14 protein-coding genes are annotated in these 15,109 nt (G+C 64.6%); 8 read left to right on the top strand and 6 right to left on the bottom strand.

Annotation, left to right across the window (positions count from 1 at the left end):
* Positions 1-192 precede the first annotated feature (192 nt).
* On the bottom strand, positions 193-1,245 hold the full coding sequence (locus tag AC50X9_RS19125; protein ID WP_494896228.1) for an NAD(P)-dependent alcohol dehydrogenase: 1,053 nt from the start codon (positions 1,243-1,245) through the stop codon (positions 193-195).
* A gap of 95 nt (positions 1,246-1,340) precedes the next feature.
* Between AC50X9_RS19125 and AC50X9_RS19120 the strand changes: the two genes are divergently transcribed.
* Both AC50X9_RS19120 and AC50X9_RS19115 read left to right on the top strand, forming a co-directional pair.
* Entirely contained in the window at positions 1,341-2,024 is a 684-nt protein-coding gene (locus AC50X9_RS19120; protein WP_494896226.1) for a TetR/AcrR family transcriptional regulator C-terminal domain-containing protein, read from the top strand.
* 159 nt (positions 2,025-2,183) lie between these two features.
* A complete protein-coding gene (locus tag AC50X9_RS19115) occupies positions 2,184-2,981 on the top strand; it encodes a dioxygenase family protein (RefSeq protein WP_494896224.1) in 798 nt (265 codons plus the stop codon).
* 43 nt (positions 2,982-3,024) lie between these two features.
* Here the strand turns inward: AC50X9_RS19115 and AC50X9_RS19110 are convergent, their stop codons facing one another.
* Positions 3,025-5,172, bottom strand: coding sequence for a transglycosylase domain-containing protein (locus AC50X9_RS19110; protein ID WP_494896222.1), 2,148 nt, complete (start codon positions 5,170-5,172; stop codon positions 3,025-3,027).
* Between the two features lie 121 nt (positions 5,173-5,293).
* Positions 5,294-5,968: a DUF998 domain-containing protein gene (locus AC50X9_RS19105; protein WP_494896220.1), complete on the bottom strand. Its 675-nt coding sequence runs from the start codon at positions 5,966-5,968 to the stop codon at positions 5,294-5,296.
* Positions 5,969-6,477: 509 nt separating this feature from the next.
* Here AC50X9_RS19105 and AC50X9_RS19100 point away from each other — a divergent pair.
* The 4 genes from AC50X9_RS19100 (at position 6,478) to AC50X9_RS19085 (ending at position 10,230) form a co-directional block, all read left to right on the top strand.
* Positions 6,478-6,966, top strand: coding sequence for a hypothetical protein (locus AC50X9_RS19100; RefSeq protein WP_494896218.1), 489 nt, complete (start codon positions 6,478-6,480; stop codon positions 6,964-6,966).
* A 172-nt stretch (positions 6,967-7,138) separates the two neighbouring features.
* The gene (locus tag AC50X9_RS19095; RefSeq protein ID WP_494896216.1) at positions 7,139-7,402 is read left to right on the top strand and encodes an antibiotic biosynthesis monooxygenase; all 264 of its coding nucleotides are present in this window, start codon (positions 7,139-7,141) and stop codon (positions 7,400-7,402) included.
* 83 nt (positions 7,403-7,485) lie between these two features.
* Positions 7,486-8,205 (top strand): CHAD domain-containing protein, encoded by a 720-nt coding sequence (locus AC50X9_RS19090; protein ID WP_494896214.1) that lies wholly within the window; start codon positions 7,486-7,488, stop codon positions 8,203-8,205.
* A gap of 147 nt (positions 8,206-8,352) precedes the next feature.
* Entirely contained in the window at positions 8,353-10,230 is a 1,878-nt protein-coding gene (locus AC50X9_RS19085) for a pyruvate kinase (RefSeq protein ID WP_494896212.1), read from the top strand.
* Here the strand turns inward: AC50X9_RS19085 and AC50X9_RS19080 are convergent.
* Entirely contained in the window at positions 10,227-10,451 is a 225-nt protein-coding gene (locus AC50X9_RS19080) for a three-helix bundle dimerization domain-containing protein (RefSeq protein ID WP_494896210.1), read from the bottom strand. The genes AC50X9_RS19085 and AC50X9_RS19080 overlap by 4 nt on opposite strands.
* A gap of 171 nt (positions 10,452-10,622) precedes the next feature.
* Between AC50X9_RS19080 and glgX the strand changes: the two genes are divergently transcribed.
* Positions 10,623-12,725 carry a glycogen debranching protein GlgX gene (gene glgX, locus AC50X9_RS19075; protein ID WP_494896208.1) on the top strand — a complete coding sequence of 701 codons (2,103 nt, stop codon included), beginning with the start codon at positions 10,623-10,625 and terminating at the stop codon, positions 12,723-12,725.
* 104 nt (positions 12,726-12,829) lie between these two features.
* On the opposite strand, the gene AC50X9_RS19070 is transcribed toward glgX, so the two are convergent.
* Both AC50X9_RS19070 and AC50X9_RS19065 read right to left on the bottom strand, forming a co-directional pair.
* Positions 12,830-13,252, bottom strand: coding sequence for a MarR family transcriptional regulator (locus AC50X9_RS19070; protein WP_494896206.1), 423 nt, complete (start codon positions 13,250-13,252; stop codon positions 12,830-12,832).
* 40 nt (positions 13,253-13,292) lie between these two features.
* A complete protein-coding gene (locus AC50X9_RS19065; protein WP_494896204.1) occupies positions 13,293-14,180 on the bottom strand; it encodes an amino acid-binding protein in 888 nt (295 codons plus the stop codon).
* Positions 14,181-14,570: 390 nt separating this feature from the next.
* Between AC50X9_RS19065 and AC50X9_RS19060 the strand changes: the two genes are divergently transcribed.
* Positions 14,571-15,038: a universal stress protein gene (locus AC50X9_RS19060; RefSeq protein ID WP_494896202.1), complete on the top strand. Its 468-nt coding sequence runs from the start codon at positions 14,571-14,573 to the stop codon at positions 15,036-15,038.
* Positions 15,039-15,109: the final 71 nt, after the last annotated feature.

Raw genomic sequence — 15,109 nt, 5'->3', positions numbered from 1 at the left:
CCCGCACAGCTGCAATCTCTCCATCCCGCATGATCCGAAATTAACAGACCACCGACAGGATTAAAAGAGTTTCACCCCAAAACCTAACAAAGTACTACTAGGAGGCTGTGTGGAATGAGGAGTCCGCGCCCTTGGATGTTCAGCGTGATATTTTCGCTGCCTGTGTCTCCACCGAGCAATACCGGTCGGGACTCAGGAAAGTGCTGGCCGGCCTGGCCGGCGGGTCATGGTGATGGCAATCTTGCCCCGGACGTCCCCTGCTTCGAGGTGCCTCATGGCATCTTGAACCTCGTCCAGGGTGTACGTCCTGTCGACGCTCGGCTTCACCTCGCCGGCCTCGATGAGAGCGGTGAGCCGTTCGAGGTCGCTGGTGCGTTCCTTGGAAGCGAGCATGGCCAGGCGCTGACGCACGAACAGCGACACCAGCGGCGCCCGGAGGCTCCGCCCGAAGCCTCCCGTCCACCTGCCGCCTTCCTCGCCCCCCACGATCACGGCCGTTCCGGAGGGTGTGAGGGCCCGGCGCAGTCGTGACAGCGGAGGGTTCCCCCCGACATCGACGATCAGGTCGTAGCGACCCGTTCCGTCGGCGAAGTCATCCCGGGCGTAGTCAAGGACGTGGTCGGCGCCGAGGGACCGCACCAGATCGGCCTTCCCGGCGCTGCACACGCCGGTCACCTCCGCTCCGCGGGACTTTGCCAGCTGCACGGCGTAGGTCCCGACGCCACCGGAGGCGCCGAGGATCAGCACCTTATTCCCGCGCTCCACCCGTCCGGCGTCGAGTGCCTGGAGGGCGGTGCCGGCCGAGATCGGCACCACGGCCGCCTGCTCGAAGGACAGGTTCGCCGGTTTGTGGGCGAGCTTGTCCTCCAGCGCCGCAGCGTACTCCGCGAAGGATCCGCGGGACATGCCGTACACCTCGTCCCCGACGGCGAACCGGGACACCGCGGATCCAACGGCGGCAACCGTTCCGGCCACATCGCCCCCCGGCACCGTATTCTTCGGCCCGCGGAATCCGAACCCCATGACCCGCAGGAGATACGGCCGTCCCGTCATCAGGTGCCACGTTCCTCGATCCATCCCCGCCGCGTGCACGCGGACCAGCACTTCGTTCTCAGCGATCACCGGCCGCGCAATCCGGCCCCGGCGAAGAACTCCGAGGGTGCCGTACCCGTCCTGCATGATGGCCTCCATCGTGCCCTCGGTTCCCAAATTCTCCGCGGCACTCGCGCTTTGGGGGTTCGTCATGGCATTTCCTTTCATCGGTTTGCCGTACTTAGTAAGGTCAATGTATCGTACTAAGTACGATCACGTCTATGGCCTGAAATGAAGGAGGGATCTGGATGCCTCCAGGAACAATCCACGGCCGCCCCCGGCTCAGCCGGAGCCTGGTGCTGCGCGGCGCTGTCGCGGTGGCCGACGCCGGCGGCATTGGCGCCCTGACGATGCGCTCCTTGGCCGTCGCACTGGAGGTTAAGCCGATGTCGCTCTACCACCACGTCGCCAACAAGGATGAGGTCCTCGACGGCATTGTCGACATTGTCTTCAGCGAGATCGACCTGCCGGCGGTCGGTGGCGAGTGGCGGTCCGAGATGCGGCGGCGGGCCGCCTCCGCCCGTGAAGTGATGCTGCGTCATCCCTGGGCGATCGGCCTCGTGCAGACGCGAACGAGCCCCGGCCCGGCGACTTTGAAGCATCACAACGCCGTTATCGGCACGCTGCGTGAAGCGGGCTTTTCGGTGGAGATGACAGCCCATGCCTTCGCCTTGATCGATGCCTACGTGTACGGGTTCGCGCTGTCCGAGACGACACTGCCCCTCAACGGGCCCGAGACGGTCACCGAAGTTGCCGAGCAGATGATGGATCAGTCTTCCCCCGGGGACTACCCCTACCTCGCCGAATTCTCGATTGAACATGTCATGAAGCCCGGCTACGACTTCGGCCAGGAGTTCGAGTTCGGGCTGGACCTGGTCCTCAATGGCCTCGCGGTTTCGAACAAGCACGGCGATGGCACCGGTCGTACGTAACCACGCGCAAGCGTCCTCTGGTGCCCGGCACTCCTCTTGCCTGACGCGCGGGGCCCGTTTTCGGTGCCGGCCATCTGCTGGCAGGTGGTGCGTCCGGGCGGCTATAGGAGAAAAGCTGAGACGCTTGAACCTTCAAGTAAAACCGGATAGAATGATGTCATGACAACGACACTCGACCGCCCTCCGGTTCTCTTCCTCAGCCATGGTGCGCCGCCGCTGGCTGACGACAGCACCTGGACCCGCGAACTCAGCGCTTGGTCCGGCACCTTTGACAAGCCCAAAGACATCCTTATGGTGTCCGCCCACTGGGAAAACGCCCCGGTCACGCTCAGCGCCACCGGGCGCAACCCGGGTCTGGTCTATGACTTCGGCGGTTTCCCCCAGAAGTACTACGACGTCACCTACGACGCCCCGCAGGCTCCCGGGCTGGCCACCGAAGTTGAGAAGCTCGTGGCCGGCCATGGCCACCATGTCGAGCGCGACGAGAGCCGCGGCTTGGACCACGGCGCCTACGTTCCGCTCAAGGAGATGTTCCCGGACGCGGATGTGCCGGTCGTGCAGATGTCCATGCCCACCCTTGATCCGCAGGGCCTGTTCGATCTGGGAAAGTCGCTGGCGCCGTTGCGTGACCGCGGCACGCTGATCGTCGGCTCGGGGTTCACCACGCACAATCTGCGCTGGTTCAACCCCGCCGGCGGACCAGACAGTATCCCGCCCTCGGTCTCCCGTGAGTTCGATCAATGGGCAGAGGAAGCAATGGCGCGCGGCGACGTCGACTCCATCCTGGACTTCCTCCACAAGGCGCCGGCAGCCCGCGAGGCACACCCTCGCAGTGAACACTGGGCCCCGCTGTATGTGGCGCTCGGGGCAGCCTACGGGTCCGGCGACCTGCACGCCAAAACCGCCATTGAAGGGTTCTGGTTCGGCCTGTCAAAACGCTCGTGGACTCTGACCTGAGCCAAACAGTCCCGGAACTGGGACGGCGGTCAGCGGCGGCAGCTCAGGGCTTGGTCATGGACTCTGGCGGTGGAGCGAAGGGTGCGGCCGGGTAGAGTCCCGCCACCTGCTGCATGTAATTCGCCCACTGCGGGCCCGCAAGCATGTATCCGTCAATGTTCTTGTAGAACTTGCCGTTGATGGTGACGTTCTGGCCCGGCCGTTTCTGGCCTTCCAGGGTGTCCCCGAAGAACGAAGCGGTGGCAAGGCCGGTGGTGTAGCCGGCCACCCAGGTCGCGCCGTTGTTGTTCGAAGTGCCGGTCTTGGCTGCAACCGGGACCTGATCCTGGACCTTGGGCTGGATGTAGATCCCGGACCCCTTTCTCAGCACGTCCTGGAGCACGGAGTTCACGCCGCGGGCCACCTCGGGCTTAACCGCGCTGCGGCAGTCGCTGGTCTGGGCCGGAAGCTCCCGTCCCGCCGCATCGGTCACGTTCGTGATGGCGATCGGGGCGCAGTACTTGCCCTCGGCGGCGAACGTCGCAAAAGCATTGGCCAGGTGGAGCGGCGCCACACCAATGGCACCCAGCAGGTTGCCCAGCTGGTGCATATTTATCTGGGCGTTATCCACGCCGCTGTGAAGTCCCACGGCATCCACCATGCTCTGGATGCCGCAGAAGTCCAGTTGGGCGGCCTCAGCGAAAGTCGCGGTGTTGATGGAGTTGTAAAGCCCGTAATTGACGGGCATTTTGCGGTAGTAGCCCTCGTCGTTGTTCTGGAGGTCGTCTGCGGCGCCGAGGTCCTTTTCGGCGGTGTTGTAGGCGCCGAGGACCTTTCCACAGCTGGACTTCCAGGGGAAGTCCAGCGGATAGGTCCGCTGGGAGGCGTCCACCTCGGCGACCATGGACTTACCTTCATTGAGCCATTCCGCGAATGTGAACGGCTTCATCGTGGACCCGGGCTGGAACCCGCCGGCGCCGTTTAGGTCGTTGCCATTGGCGTCCTTGGCGTCCACGTTGAAGTTCAGCTGGGTATCGAATTTCCCGGGAGCGGGAAGAAACACGGTGTTTTGCGCCATCGCGAGGATCTTGCCTGTGCCTGGCACAATCGTGACCAGCGATGCGCCCCACCTGTCCGGGTTGGCCCCGGCGGTGGCGTCGACCTGCGCCTGGGCGGAGGCCTGCAGCCTGCTGTCCAGCGTAGTGGTGATGGTCAGGCCGCCGCGGTACAGCTTCCTTTCGCGGTTCGTGAGGTCGACGCCGTAGGCCGGGTTGTTGAGGATCTGGTGGGACACGTAGTCGCAGAAGTACGGCGCCATGTCAGCCGCCGAGCACCCCTGCTTTGCAGGCGCGATCTTCAGTTCGACTCCGCTGCCGACGGCGGCGTCGTGCTCAGTTTGGGGGATTTTCCCCTCGCTGAGCATTTTGTCGAGGACCTGGTTCCGCCGCTTGATGGAGTTTTCCGGATTGGTGGTGGGGTCGTAGAAGGTGGGGCTGTTGACCAGCCCGGCAAGCAGGGCAGCCTGCGGCAGGGTGAGGTCCATTGCGGTTGTGCTGAAGAAGTGCCGGGCTGCGGCCTCAATGCCGTATGCGTCCCGGTTGAAGAACACAATATTAAGATAGCCCTCAAGGATTTGGTCCTTGGTGTATTTCTTTTCCAGCTCGAGGGCGAGCTTCATCTCCCGGACCTTGTCGCCGATGCTTTTCTGCCCGCTGAGGATGACCTGATCGCTCCTGTCCGCCGATAATAGGGACTCATTGATTACGTTCGTTACGTACTGCTGGGTCAGCGTGGAAGCGCCCTGTCTGCCGCCGCTGGTCAGGTTGGATGTTAGCGCTCGGAGAATCCCCTGTGGGTCGACGCCGGCGTGCTCGTAGAAGCGGCTGTCCTCGATGGCGACGATCGCGTCCCGGATATACGGCGACATCTGGTCCAGCCTGACCTTCACGCGGTTCTCAGCGAAAAAGGTGGCGATCGGCTTCCCGTCCGCGCTCAGCACTTTGGTTGACTGCGACGGCGGCTCAACCGCCAGCTCGGCGGGGAGGTTGTTGAAGAAGGTGATAGACCTGCTGACCGCGACGCCCGCAGCAGCGACGCCGGGGACCGCCAGGCTGGCGACCAGAACACCGCTGATCGCGCTCAACGTGAAGAACCCGACGACCCTCCAAAGGGCCGCGGCCAGACGAGATCCGATTCGTTTCTTCGGCGTCATTTTCTGTCCAGCTATCGCGCTCAAAATCTGTGCCTAGAATACGCGGGGGCGCCGCCGTCGGGCCAGTGCCGGAAGGCCTAATGCTTTCCGTGCTTAGTGGGTTTCCCTTCGCGGACGATCGCTATGTGCTTGCAGCCGGCGCCGGGGGTGTCCACAGCGCGCCGCCGAGGACCGCCACCCAGAGCAGGAATGTGCCGATACTGATTCGCTCCCCGATGCCCAGCAGGAGGTTTGGTCCCGGGGCCGCCACGAACGAAACAACCGCCATGACCGCCATAACAACAAGCGACGCGATCGTGTACTCACGCATCCGGCCGGGGAACCCCACGGCCACAAAGCACATTGCAGCGACCATCAGGACGAGCAGCAGGTTGGTGGCCACGATGTGCGTGGGAACCGACGCTTCTTCACCCAGTGTCAGCGGAAAGAAGCCTGCCACGATGTTCGACAACGCGTACCCGATGAGCAGGCAGGCTGCAACACGCAGCGCCCGGTTGCCACGAGCCGAATACCAGACGCCGATCCCGAAAGCGACGAACAGCAGCAGGTAGAACCACATGGCTACGCCGAGGAAGTCATGACCGGGGGAACCAACGGCGAACAGCTCGCTGACCATCCGTTCCGTCCGGCGGTAACCGGCCCACATCGACGCCGCAATGCCGTCGGTGGCAACCACGTAGAGCAGCGACGACAACGCCCCGGCCGTGAGCAGGCTTGTGCGTATGGCGTTGCGGGGTTGGCGTCCGGGCGGCGCGGCCCTCCGAAGCCGGGGAGAGTGATGATGTGTGCTCGACATTTTCGGATGTCCTCAGAGCCGGCGGGGCGTCAGCCAGCAGGGTAGTGACCTTTCGACGGTTTATCCAGTCAACGCCTGACCGGCCGGGCTCGACAGGGTCAAAGGTCATCGGGGCGCAGGCTAATCCTGGGGGTGTGGGTCGGCCGACGGAACAGCGCCGTGGGATGTGACGCCAGACCCACGTCAAGGACGTTGCCGGGGCCAAGGACTCTTCCTGCGGCTGCCGCCGCGCTGGTAAACCGGAGGTCTCTTCGGAACTTCTTTCGAACCCAGGACGCGCGGCAGCGCATCCCCGCATTCCTTCGGCAACAACTAGGCCCTGAGGGGGAGTCACCATGACACGTCGCAAACCGGGGCGGGTGTTTTACGCCGGAACTGTCGCTGGTCTTGCTGCCGTATACCTGGCGCTTGGTCGGCCACGCCTGCTGCGCGCCGGCGCGACCGCGGAGGAAGCGCACGGGCCCTATCCGGGGGCCGGACTTATCCCGGACGGGACTCGGAGCGCCACCATGGCCGTGACCATCGATGCGCCGCGCTCGCGGGTGTGGCCCTGGCTGGTGCAGATGGGGACCGACCGGGGCGGGTGTTACAGCTGGGACCGGCTGGATAACTTTGGGCGCACCAGCGCTCGGACGATTCATCCCGAGTGGCAGGACATCGCCGTTGGCGACCATCCGACGGCCCTGCCGGACGGCAGCCAGTGGTGGGAGGTCGCGGCCCTGGATCCGGAGCGGTTCCTGGGTCTGCGCATGTCGCTTGATCTGCGGGGGCGCCCGTTCGATCCGGCGGGACAGCGGCCCCGGTTCTTCACCGACTCCCTGTGGGGATTCGAGCTGAAGGACGCGGCAGGCGGGCGCACCCGAGTGGTCGTCAGCGGGTACTGGTCATTCCGGCCGAAATGGCTGCAGCCCATGCTGAGTATCGTGCTGCTGGAGCCCGGCCACTGGGTCATGCAGAGCCGCCAGTTCTCGAATCTCAAACGCCGGGCCGAATCCTAAAGCGACGTTCTCGAGGCCCGACCGCGTCGCCACCGTCGCACCCTGATGCCCCAGCAGACGCACTTAGCCCACCCCTGTCAGGGCCGTCCGCAGGGGCGTACACTCGGCCTGTGCCGGCCCTGTCCGCGGGACCCATCCGCGCGGCCGGAAGCCGCATGCTGAGGAGTCCGCCATGGCAGTTCTGGTCAAAAACACCGTGACCGGCTTGACCCGGGAACAATATGAAGGAATCGCTGCCGTCGTTATCGACAAGCTCAAGGCCACCCCCGGATTCATCGCCCACTACGCCTGGGACGACGAAGACGGGATGACCGTTGTGGAAATCTGGGAGAGTGCCGAACAGCACGATTCCTGGTTCGATAACAACGTCAGGCCAAACCTGCCGGTGGAGGTCAAACCGGAGAAGCACGAGCTGGTGAACAAAGTGACGGCCTAAGGCAGGTTGCCGCCGCAAGAGGATTTCGTCGTTTCCAAAGGGATACATGCCGGAATGGCATCCCGGTAGGAATGCAAAACTCTTTGCCCACCTCAGCCGCCGCGCAGTTCCTGCGGGAAGAACTTCAGTGGCTCGCCGGGACGGTGGGCACGGCCCGGGACCTTGAAGTCATGCGGACCCACTTGGACGAACTGATCAGCGCCGAACCCCTGAATCTGGTCCTTGGACCGGTGAAAGACCAGGTCGATGACCAGCTCGCGGCCGCGTACGAGGCCGCCCTCGCAGAGGGCCTGGTTGCCATGGCAAGCGACCGGTACTTCCGGCTTCTTGACGCACTTGACGGCTTCCTGGCTGCCCCTCCACCGGCCGAACCAGCGCATAAAGAGGCGCCTGGGGCGGTGGGCCGACTCGTCAACGCAGAAAGGAAGCGCCTCAAAGCCGCGGTGAAGAGCCTCGACGACGTCACCGATGGTGAGTCTGCCAGCGCGGCACTGCATGATGTCCGGAAGAGCGCAAACGCCTGCACCACGCGCTGGAAGCAGCCGTTCCGGTTTTCGGAAAGCAGGCCGCAAGGCTTGCCCGCTGCGCTGAGGAAATCCAGGGGATTTTGGGCGGATATCAGGACAGCATCGATATCAGGGAAAAACTCCGGCCAGGCAGCCTTGTCCCGGAAGGAAGACGAGCAAAGCGGCTTCACCTACGTACGGCTCCACGCCCTGGAGCAGCACCGTGGCGCCGAAGCCCGCGCCCGGTTCTTCCGGGCCTGGCAGGAATCACCGCCCAGGGCTCTGCGCCGGAAGTAGCCACTGTTTTTTGTTCCGGATTCACCAGCCAGACATCCGGGACAGGTAGCGTCGCCCCGGGCGGACCTCCGCCCGGAAGCCGACACCTGCACCAGGGCTGCGTGAATGCGCTGTGCCCGAAAGATAGGGCCTGAAAGGACAACCGTGATGGAAGCAGAAATCCAGGACCTACGCGCACTGCTGGAGGAAGTGGAGCGGCTGCGGCGAAATCTCAGGTACGCCGAAATTCGGCAGGGCGACAGGGTCGAAGCAGTGCTTCCGCGCCACCGCAACAGCGCGGTGAACCTCATCCACTACGCAGAGCTGCGCCGCCATGACCTCCGCGACCTCCAGTCCGGACTGGCAAAGCACGGACTCTCCTCGCTGGGACGCACCGAATCGAGGGTACTGCCAAGTGTCGACACCGTGGCCCGGACCCTAGCGCGGCTGGTGTCCGCCGATGCCCAGCAGCACTCGGTGACAGATCCCCTCGACGGTGAGGAGTTACTCGCCCGGAACGCAGTCAACCTGTTGGGACCCGAGCCCGAAGAACGCGGCACCAGGATCATGGTCACCCTGCCCAGCGAAGCAGCCACGGACCCCGAGATCGTCCGCGGCATGATCGAAAGAGGTATGGATCTTGCCCGCATCAATTGCGCGCACGACAACCCGGGGACCTGGCGGGAGATGATCGGCAATGTCCGTGCCGCCGAAGAATTCACCGGCAAGCGCTGCCTGGTCTCCATGGACCTGGCAGGACCCAAACTGCGCACGGGACCCATCCAGCCGGGGCCGCGCGTTCTCCGAGTGAAGCCTGTCCGGAATGAAACCGGTACCGTGACCGCGGCGGCCCGCGTGTGGCTCGGACGCCAGCCCGAGACCGGCCCCCTCCTCCCCGTGATTCCGCTCCAGGACGAGAACTGGGCAGCGGCCCTCCGGGCGGGCCAGACGGTCAGCTTCGAAGATGCCCGTGGAGCCCGCCGCAGCCTCGTCATCGAACAGGCGGGCCCGGACGGGTGCCTGGCAGCCCTGCACGACACCAGCTATTTCATCCCCGGGACCAGACTCTCCGCCGACCCTGAGGCCCCGTCCGGAAAGAAGACCCACCATCATCGGGGGTCATCCACAGTCGTCGGAGATCTGCCGGCAGTCGAGCAAAGCCTGGTGATCCGCCGCGGCGACACGATCGTCCTCAGCCGTGACCTCACCCCCGCTGAGAGCCACACTGCCGGCACCCACCGGATCGGCTGCACCCTTCCCGGGGTCTTCGACGATGTGAACGCGGGGGAAAGGATCTGGTTTGACGACGGCAAGATCGGCGGGGTGATCACCGGCGTTAGGGCCGGAGAGCTGACGGCCGAGATTGTCTCGGCTGCCCCGCGTGGGTCACGGCTCCGGGCCGAAAAGGGCATCAATCTCCCCGATACCCGTCTGACGGTTCCCGCGCTGACGGATCAGGACCTGGCCGACCTCCAACACGTCAAGGCACTTGCTGACATCGTGAGCATGTCCTTTGTCCGCAGTGCGGGGGACGTTCGCGATCTGCTGGCCCACCTGGACGCCGAGCAGGACCGGAACCTGGACATCATGCTCAAGATCGAGACGGTGGCCGCGTTTGAAGCGCTGCCCGAAATCCTCCTTGAACTGATGAAGTGGGCCGATGTAGGCGTCATGATCGCCCGCGGGGACCTCGCCGTGGAGGCAGGCTTCGAACGGCTGGCGGAAGTCCAGGAGGAAATTCTCTGGCTCTGCGAAGCCGCGCATGTCCCGGTCACCTGGGCCACCCAGGTGCTGGATACGCTGGCCCGCACCGGTCTGCCGTCCCGCGCTGAGGTGACCGACGCTGCGATGGCGCAGCGCGCCGAATGCGTCATGCTCAACAAGGGCCCGTTCATCAACGACGCCATCAGCATGCTCGCGGACATCCTGGGCCGGATGCAGGACCACACGCAGAAAAAACGCAGCCTGCTCCGCAGGCTCCGGGCCTGGGACCGCGTCAGCCCGGCGCCTCATCCGTTGCCGGCTGATGCGGGGGTCAACGCCTAGACGTGGCCTTCGGGGGGCTCGAAGGCAAATTCCCGTTGAAGCCGGGTCCTTGCCTCATGCTCAACCAAGGTGGGGATGTAACTCCTGATTCGACCGTCAGCCAAGGACTCGTACTCTTCTCCGACGACACCGGCGATATGCGGCCGGGGCGCCTCCGGAAAACGGGCTGACAGCCGGTCGACAACCGCAAGGACAATGGCTTCTCTTTCCGATTCGCTCACCTCGCCAGTGTTACCCGGGGCTGGACCGGCGTCAACAATCCTGCGGACGAGGTGTCACAATTGAGACCTTTCGCGGTGCCCGGTCACCGGGGTCCTGAAGTTAACCTGATGCGTCCCGAGTACAAGCTAAAGCGCCCCTTGACGTTCAGCTTTGCTGCGTATCATGGCGCCGTGGAAACCCTGCCAGCTGTCCAACGCCCCACCGCTGCACTCGGCGCGACATTGACGGCCGAGGGCGCGGACTTTGCGCTGGTCTCCACGACGGCGACCGCAGTCGACCTTTGCCTGGTGGATGACTGCGGGGTTGAGACCCGGTACCCGATGTCCGTGGACGACGGGCTCTGGACCGCGCATATGCCAGGGCTCCTGGCAGGCCAGCACTACGGATACCGCGTCGACGGGCCATGGGACCCGGCCCGGGGCCTCCGCCACAATCCGCACAAGTTCCTGCTGGATCCGTACGCCAAGGCCATCGACGGCCGTCTCATCTGGGGACCCGAGTTGTATGCCTTCGACCTTAACGACCCGTCCCGGCCGGACATGCGGGACAACCGGGGCCACACCTTCGTCTCCGTCCTCGTCGACACCGCCTACGACTGGGAAACGGACGCCCGCCCCGCAACTCCCCTGAACCGGACGGTCATCTACGAGGCCCACGTCAAGGGCATGACCAGGCTGCATCCTGACGTTCCCGCCGGCGAGCGCGGTACTTATGCAGGGTTGGTGCATCCTTCCGTCGTGGCGCACTTCAAGCGGATCGGCGTGACCGCGGTGGAACTCCTCCCGGTCCAACAGTTCGTCACGGACGAACCCAGCGATGGCAGGTCCAACTACTGGGGCTACAACCCCATCGGCTATTTTGCTCCCCACAACGCCTACGCGGTGGCCTCCGGCGACCCGCGGCCTGGAGGCCAGGTCGCCGAGTTCAAAGACATGGTCAAGACCTTCCACCAGGCAGGCATCGAGGTGATCCTCGACGTCGTCTTCAACCATTCCGGCGAAGGTGGCGCCGACGGACCCAACCTGTGCTTCCGCGGAATCGACAACGGCGCCTACTACCATCTGGTCCCCGGCGACGAGGCCAATTACCAGGACTACACCGGAACCAGCAACACCCTGAACGTGGGCTCGCCGACGGTCCTGCGCATGGTGATGGATTCGCTCCATTACTGGGTGGAAGAGATGCACGTCGACGGCTTCCGGTTCGATCTCGCCCCTGCGCTGGCCCGCGCCTCGGACCGGGTCGACATGCTGTCCGCGTTCTTCGAATTGATCAACGCCGACCCGGTCCTTGACGGAGTCAAGCTCATCGCCGAACCGTGGGACCTCGGGCCCGAGGGCTACCAGCTCGGCAACTTTCCCCCACGGTGGGTGGAATGGAACGGCAAATTCCGCGACGTCGCCCGCGACTTCTGGCGCGGCACACCAGGCCTCACCGCCGAGCTGGCGAACCGCCTCACCGGCTCCGCCGATCTCTACCAGGACGACGGCCGCCAGCCAAGTGCGTCCGTGAATTTTGTCACCGCCCACGACGGCTTCACGCTGCGGGACCTCGTCTCCTACGACCACAAGCACAACGCGGCGAACGGCGAGAACGACCGCGACGGCGAGTCCAACAACCGCTCCTGGAACTGCGGCGCCGAGGGACCCACCACGGACCCGGAGATCATCGCGCTCCGCGCACGCCAAATGCGCAACCTCATGATTACCTGCGTCCTGGCCCAGGGCGTCCCCATGCTGCGCCACGGCGACGAACTGGGCCACAGCCAGGCAGGCAACAACAACGCCTACTGCCAGGACAACGAGATCTCGTGGATTGATTGGGATTCCGCCGACGAAAACCTGATCGAGTTCACCGCGAAGCTGGTCAGGCTGCGCCAGGACTATCCGGTGTTCCGCCGCCGCACCTACTTCGACGGGAGGCCGGTCGCCCCGGCAGAGGGACTCAGGCTGCCGGACATCCTGTGGCTCAATGCCGACGGATCACCCCGAACAGGAATCCAATGGGACCAGTCCTGGGGAAAATCCCTCGCCTGCTACCTGAGCGGCAAGGGCGTCCGGACGCACCGGAACGAACCCGAGAACGACTTTCTCATCGTCTTCAACGCTTCCTCGAAGGACGTGCTGCACCAGGCGCCAAAGGAGTATTTTCCCGCGGAGTGGGAAGTCGCACTCACAAGCTGGGACGGCCCGGCCCCCACTAGGTTTCACGCAGGCACCGTCTACAAAATACCCCCGCGCACCACCTGGATCTTCCGCTCTGTCGAGCGATAGCGCCGCGAACTTCGAAATCTTTTCTCAGGTACCGTACAGCGCCGGCTCCCCACCGCCGAAAGTTTGACCGAATTTACCGTGCTGCAATCCGAAACCTGGTTCGCCTAAGTGCGTCCAAGCCGGTCTGCATTGTTACTCATGCGCTCGAGGACGCTGACAGCTATCGCATACTCATCCGCACCGATTCCCGCCGTCAGCTCACGGCGGCTGGCGTCCATCAGCCCGGCGGCCTCGGCATACAGCGCGGATCCCGCCTCGGTTAGTGAGAGGTGGCCATCGAGCAGGAACACGAGTCTCCGGCGAACCAGCGCCGCCATGTCCCGCTCCTGCGCGTTGCCGCCGTCCGCTGGGTTGAAGGGTCGCAAGACATCTCTCACCTCAGCGGGGGTGAGGGGGCGCGGGCGCAACGCATCGAGCACCTGCCACTGCCTCCTGGTAAGGGACAGCAGGGAGAGCGTGGAATCGAGTAGCGTCTCCAGCGACGCATCCAGCAGCTTGAGCCAGTATCCGATAGGCCTGTTCACCATGCCATCGTCGCAGGGGTACCTACCAGTCACCATGATTCGGCTACGGCAGAGGGCGGACTGTGTGTCTGCGCGACAGTTCCGTGAGTTCGGCCAGTTCGGCCAGTTCGGCCAGTCGGTGCGCGCGGGCGGATTCGGCCGGGGTGAATGGTGCATGTGGGCGTGAAAATCGGAGGGGTCCATGCCAGGGTGACGGAATCTTCAGCAGGGAACCGTCGCCGTCCGGGGCGCCGCTCTTGGCTCTGGTGCGGTCGTCGACGGGATTGACGGGATTGGCGGGACCCGCGACCGGAGCGGCGTCCAGCAGTTCGGCGACCGCGAGTGGAAGTTCGTCCGGGTCTTCCGCAACTCTCAGGGCCAGGGCCAGAGCCTTCGTCTGGCCGTCTGCCACGGCCAGGGCTGTTGCCGGCCACACGCGAACATCTCGGCCGCCGCCGGCCCCTGCCGCGGCGAGCAGGTCGGCGTGGGTGACATCGTCCGGAGCGGCGACCACCAGTTCGTCCAGAACTCCGCCCGCGACATGGTGGCTCCGGCACACGAGGATGTCGGCCCCGACTCCGGAGACGCCCACGGCCAGCATTTCCTGCCCTTCCGGATCGTCATCAATCAGGGTCCGTACGTGCCAGAGTGCCGCGGATTCGTGTAGCCGGCGCCGGTGGCGCAAGGCTGGTGCGTGCAGCCAGCCCTGCAAGGCGAGCCGGACCGAGGGCTCGGCCACCCAGATCACCAGTACGGTGGCAGTCAAAGTTAGGACCAGTACCTTCATCAGGTAGGGCATGGCCGTGTGGACCACAGCGGCGTGCACCACAAGTTCTATCGGCAGCATGGCTGCAACGTTGGCAAGGGTTAGCCGCACCTTGGCCGGGTGGGGCAGCTGGCCGCAGGAGTCGCAGGCCAACGCGTGGGTGGTGTGTCTGTTCCGCCATGTCATGGCTCCACTGTGCTGGCCTTGGACGTCGCGCCTCAACGACCGGCGTATGAACAATGGGCGAAGCCGCATAGCCGCGGACATCATCGCGGGTGGATGCTTTGGGAGGCCACCTCAGCTGGGTTTGTCGAAGGGCCAGGCTGGAAAATTACTGTCTGTTACGGTCGCTGATCGGGTCGGCTCGGTTGGAGGACTCGCGTTCTAGATAGACGGACGCGCCGTCTGGCGATCCAGTGGCTATCCTGACGGTTATGGACGTTTTCCCGGCTGTCGCGCTGCATCCGCCCGAGTCGGCACCGGACACTGATCTGCCGGAAGCTGGCCGGTTCGCCAGGATGATGACCCGCAGACTGCCAGTCCGGTTTCCTGCCTTTCGGTCCGAGGGAGGCTGAAATGTGGTCTGGAGGTCCGGTGGTGCTGGGCATCCCCTGGGAGCCGACTGACCGGCTGATCCGGGCGGGAGAAGACTTGGCCGCGGCCCTGGGCCTGCACCTTATCTGCGCCTTTGTGGATCCGGCAGGGTATCTGGCGGAGTGGGAGCCGGCCGATTCACGGACGGGCGTATCCCTTGATCCCGCCCCCAATCTGGAGGGGCTTTTCCCGTCCACGGAAATCTTGGAGAGACTCCGGAACGTCCTTGGCCCGCCCGGGCAGGACTGGTCCTTCAGAGTGCTCAGCGGGGACGTGCCGCAGGCGCTGCGGCGCCTGGCCGAGAGCACGGATGCTTCGATGTTCATCGTCGGTGGCCAGCGCCCCGGCCACCTCGCAGGGATGTCCCGGCTGCTGGAGGGATCTGTCAGCATGTCCCTGATTCGTTCGCAGCCCCGGCCCGTGGTGGTCATTCCGCACCTTGGGTCATGACTTTGTCTGATTGACGCCGAAACCGGCCTCACTGACAGTGAAGAAGTGGCCGAGGAAGACAAGGAGGAGCG

It is taken from the genome of Pseudarthrobacter sp. HLT1-3 (genome assembly GCF_059383535.1).
Note: the sequence above shows the minus strand (reverse complement) of the source record. Positions and strands in the feature narration are given on the sequence as shown.